Here is a 3,259-nt window from a genome sequence, read left to right on the forward strand (position 1 = left end):
TTTCTCCAGAAGGCCTCCTTCCCCCTCCCCCTTCCTCCCCAAAGACTTTCGTAAGTGGGGCGAACGGAGTGTGGGGCGGCCCAGCGGCTTACCCCGGAAAACAGTTTCCCGGCAGCGCCGTCCACAAAAACTCGAAGGGCGTCAAAAAAACGACGCGCACAATCGCCTTTTCAGCCCTTTAAAAAATTTTTCCGACCCGTTTTCCCGTCCGTATCCCGTTTTTACAGCAGAGAGCCTATTGACGCGCAATATCGGCCCCTGCTCCTGAACACACAAGCGCAGCACCGGGCGTTCAGGAGCAGGGGCCGCACTGAGGGGGTCCGGGGGGAATCATTCCCCCCGGCGGGGTCAAGGGGCGGGACCCCTTGCCGCCGGAGGCATCCCACGGCGGCATCCCCGCTACTTCACCGCTTCGATGATCCCAGCGCAAACAGCCTCGACATCCTCCCGGCTCAGGCCGGGATGCAGGGGCAACGTCAACAGCTCGCCGTGCAATTGCTCGGTCACGGGCAGAGACGGCTTGCCCCCGCCGTACAGCGACAACAAATGGTTCGGCTTGTAATGCTGGCCCGTGGGAATACCCTTGGCGTCCAGCGCGCCGATGACATCATGCTGGCGTCCGTTCAGGATGCGTACCGGGAAAATGTGCGGCACGATCCACGCTTCGGGCTCCGCCGTGAGCAACGCCACGCCGGGCACGCCGGAGAGCCGTTCGCGGTACAGATCGGCAAGCTCGCGGCGCTTGGGGGCGAATTCGCCGTCCAGCCGGGTCAGCTGCACCCGCCCGATGGCCGCCATGATGTTGCTCATGTGGTAACGCCAGCCCTGCCGCTCCACGTCGAACTCCCAGCTGCGCTGTCCGGAGAAACGCTTTTCGGTGTCCTTTTCCACGGAAAGCAGACGCCCGTCGCGCGCGGCTTCGGCCACGGCCTCATCCGAGGTCACGATGCAGCCGCCTTCGCCGCAGGTGATGTTCTTGATGCCGTCAAAGCTGAAACAGGCCACATCCCCGAAGCTGCCGATCTTGCGGCCCTTGTACAGGCATCCGAACGCATGGGCGGCATCTTCGATGACCCGCAGGCCGTGCTTTTCCGCAAACGCATACACGCCGTCCAGATCGACCGGGTTGCTCGCGTAGTGCACCGGCATGATGGCCTTGGTGCGGGGGGTAAGGCGCCTTTCCGCATCGGCGAGATCGATGGTCGCCGTATCAAGGCGCGCATCACAGGCCACAGGGACGGCCCCGGCCCCGCTGATAGCCTGAAAGGACGCCACGAACGTCAGCGAAGGCACCAGCACTTCCGCGCCGCTCCCGTGCCCGAGCACGGCCTCGACAGCCAGGTGCAGGGCGGCTGTCCCGGTATTGGCGGAAATGACCCAGCTCGCGGGCACGCCCAGACAAGCCGCCACATCAGCCTCAAATTGCTGCACTTCCTTGCCGATACCCAGGTAGCCGTCTTCACAGATGACTCGGCGCACGGCCTCGGCTTCGGCCTCGCCAACGATGGAACGGGAAAGTCTCATGCTCATGTCAGTCTCCGGGGGTTCCCCCCCTGCCCCGCCGTGCGGCGGGCGCATAGGTCGGCGCCGTGTGGCGGACGCCAGAAAAAGGGGCAGGAAAACCCTGCCCTGACGTGTTACCAATGATAGGGGATATCCCGCGAATCGACGTCCTTACGGAGCCCTTCCGCCGGATCGTGCGGGATGTCCGGGCAGTTGCAGATAACCGCAGGAACGCTCCCCGCCGCCGTAAAGCCGTACCAGACACGCGGCGGGATTTGCAGCAGCGCGTAGTTGTCCGGCCTGCCGAGCAGCACTTCCATGATCCGCCCGCGCGTCGGGGACTCGGGGCGGTCGTCATACAGGACAATCTTCAGTTGCCCCACAGGCACGGCAAAACGCTGCGTCTGGCGCGTATGGCATTTCCATGCCTTCACGCATCCCGGCTCCACTTCGGAAAAGTACACTTCCCCGATCTCTCCGAACAGCGGGGAGGCCGGGCGCATCATGTGCATGACCGGGCCGCCGTCTGTGGGGATGACGGCCAGATCCTGCAATTCGACGTCGTTAATAACGGATTCCATCGGAACTCCACGGCAGCCCCAACGCGGCGGCCTTGCGGCAGTAATCCTGAATCTGCGATTGCGTGAACGCGTAAATGTCCGCGCCCTGTTCCCTGTAAAACACTTCGTACCACTTGGCGGTGAACTGCATGGTCGTGTCGAAATCCAGCGTGGCGCGCCAATTGAGGCAGGCCAGCGCCTTGTCGCAGCACAGCTTGAGCAGGGTGCATTCCTTCATCCCGGCCTGCCCCGCCAGATCCATCTTGCTGCCGAACCCGGACCACTGGCTTTCCAGCGACTGGACCACGTCGGCTACGGTGTGGCTGGCGTCGGAAGAAGGCCCGAAGTTGAACGCTTCGCCGTCGAGCCTGAAACCTTCATGGCAGCCGTCGCCCTTGCCCGACTTCACGGCGTCGCGGTGCGCGGCGAACAGCTTCGCGCCGAGCCACAGATAGCCGGAAAGCGGCTCCAGCACATGCTGCCACGGGCGGGTGGCGTGCGGGCTGCGGATTTCCACTTCCCTGCCCTCGCTCCACGCGCGGGCGCAGTCGGGCACGATGCGGTCCGCCGCCCAGTCGCCGCCGCCGATGACGTTTCCGGCGCGGGTCGTGGCGCAATATGGCGTATTCACCGGATCGCCGAAAAACGATTTGAAATAGGAATGCGCGATGATCTCGGCGCAGCCCTTGGAAGCGCTGTAGGGATCGTAGCCGCCCAGATGGTCGGTTTCACGATAGCCCCACACCCATTCGTCGTTGCGGTACGCCTTGTCACTGGTGATGCTGACCACGGCCTCAACCGAAGGCGTCACGCGCACGGCTTCCAGCACGTTGAGCGTGCCCATCGCGTTGACTTCGATGGTGTCGGCGGGGTTGTCGTAAGAAGCGCGCACAAGTGCCTGCGCAGCCAAGTGGAACACGATTTCAGGTTTGAACTCCCGCATGGCTTCGATGAGCGCCTTGCGGTCACGCACGTCGCCCCGGTAGTCGCGGATACGCCCGCCAAGGCCGATCACGTCGAAATGCGACGGGGCGGTCGGCACGGCGTCCGAAAAACCGGCGACTTCCGCGCCCATCTGGAGCAGCCACGCCGTCAGCCACGAACCCTTGAATCCGGTGTGCCCGGTGACGAACACCCGGCGGCCTTCATAGATATGACCAAACATAGATTGTCCTTGGGGGAGAATGCNCGCGCGC

General features: G+C 63.8%; 3 protein-coding genes. All 3 read right to left on the minus strand.

Features of this window, described 5'->3' with window-relative positions:
- Nucleotides 1-399: 399 nt before the first annotated feature.
- The 3 genes from HMPREF0178_RS08385 to rfbG all read right to left on the minus strand — a co-directional run bounded on the left by HMPREF0178_RS08385 (nucleotide 400) and on the right by rfbG (nucleotide 3,228).
- Nucleotides 400-1,530, minus strand: coding sequence for a DegT/DnrJ/EryC1/StrS aminotransferase family protein (locus HMPREF0178_RS08385; RefSeq protein ID WP_009368321.1), 1,131 nt, complete (start codon nucleotides 1,528-1,530; stop codon nucleotides 400-402).
- Between the two features lie 107 nt (nucleotides 1,531-1,637).
- On the minus strand, nucleotides 1,638-2,084 hold the full coding sequence (locus HMPREF0178_RS08390; protein ID WP_009368322.1) for a dTDP-4-dehydrorhamnose 3,5-epimerase: 447 nt from the start codon (nucleotides 2,082-2,084) through the stop codon (nucleotides 1,638-1,640).
- Nucleotides 2,068-3,228, minus strand: coding sequence for a CDP-glucose 4,6-dehydratase (rfbG, locus tag HMPREF0178_RS08395; protein ID WP_009368323.1), 1,161 nt, complete (start codon nucleotides 3,226-3,228; stop codon nucleotides 2,068-2,070). The genes HMPREF0178_RS08390 and rfbG overlap by 17 nt, the downstream gene beginning before the upstream one ends.
- Nucleotides 3,229-3,259 lie beyond the last annotated feature (31 nt).

This window comes from Bilophila sp. 4_1_30 (genome assembly GCF_000224655.1).
GTDB lineage: Bacteria > Desulfobacterota > Desulfovibrionia > Desulfovibrionales > Desulfovibrionaceae > Bilophila > Bilophila wadsworthia.